The 1,160-nt window shown below is 60.4% G+C and carries 1 protein-coding gene; it reads left to right on the top strand.

Translation table 11 applies throughout. The annotated features are described in order from the left end of the window. Positions 1-1,160: CoA-acylating methylmalonate-semialdehyde dehydrogenase (gene mmsA / locus ABD53_RS15440; protein ID WP_047866731.1), on the top strand; the 1,160-nt coding region annotated here is incomplete at both ends.

Here is a 1,160-nt window from a genome sequence, read left to right as displayed (position 1 = left end):
GAGGTCATAGCAAGTACCCCGCTCTCTAGCAGGGAAGAGCTAGACCGGGCGGTTAGCGCCGCGGGGGAGGCCTTCAGGGCGTGGTCGGCAACCCCGGTGGTGGATAGGGCCAGGGTACTATTTCGCTACAAGATGCTCTTAGAGGATCACTTCGAGGAGCTCAGGGACCTCGTTACCCTGGAGAACGGCAAGGACGCAAAAGACGCCGGTGGGGAGGTGAGGCGCGGAATAGAGGTTGTGGAGTTCGCCTGCGGCATGCCGACCCTCATGATGGGCGAGTCCCTAAGAGACGTGGCGAGGGGCATAGACAACGTCTCCTACCGCTACCCACTCGGGGTGGTGGCAGCCATCACCCCGTTCAACTTCCCGTGCATGGTCCCATTGTGGACCCTACCGGTAGCCATAGGAGCCGGAAACTCCTACATCCTGAAGCCCTCGGAGCGTACCCCGCTAACGGCACAGAGGCTCGGAGAGCTACTCCTAGAGGCCGGGGGCTCAGATCTACCGGAAGGCACCTTCAGCATAGTAAACGGAGCCCGGGAAGCCGTAGACGGCATACTAGAGCATCCCGGCATAGAGGCCGTCTCATTCGTAGGCTCACAGCCCGTAGCAGAGCACGTCTACCGTAACGGCTCCGCGGCCGGCAAAAGGGTGCAGGCCCTTGCCGGGGCCAAGAACTCCATGATCGCCCTGCCAGACGCCGTCCTGGATAAAGCAGTGCCGAACATAGTGGCTTCAGCCTACGGAAACGCCGGAGAGCGGTGCCTGGCCGGGAGCGTGCTCGTAGCCGTAGGAGATTCTTCTCAGCAGGATAAGCTGGTAGAGGCCGTAAAAGAGGCGGCAAAGAACATGAAGGTGGGCCCAGGCTACGAGGAAGGCTCTGAGCTAACACCGCTGATCCGCGACTCACACCGTGAGAAGGTAAAAGGCTACGTGGACCTCGCCGAAGAGGAGGGGGCTACTGTAGCCCTGGACGGTAGAGAGCCGCCAAGAGAAGAAGGCTTTTTCTTCGGGCCCACCATACTAGACGGAGTGACAGATGAGATGCGGGTCTCGAGAGAGGAGATCTTCGGCCCCGTACTTTCGGTGGTGCGGGTAGGCAGCTTAGAAGAGGCCATAGAGTTCACAAACGGCTCGGACTTTGGCAACGCCTGCTCCAT

Origin of the sequence: Rubrobacter aplysinae, assembly GCF_001029505.1 — a bacterium.
Lineage (GTDB): Bacteria > Actinomycetota > Rubrobacteria > Rubrobacterales > Rubrobacteraceae > Rubrobacter_A > Rubrobacter_A aplysinae.
Note: the sequence above shows the minus strand (reverse complement) of the source record. Positions and strands in the feature narration are given on the sequence as shown.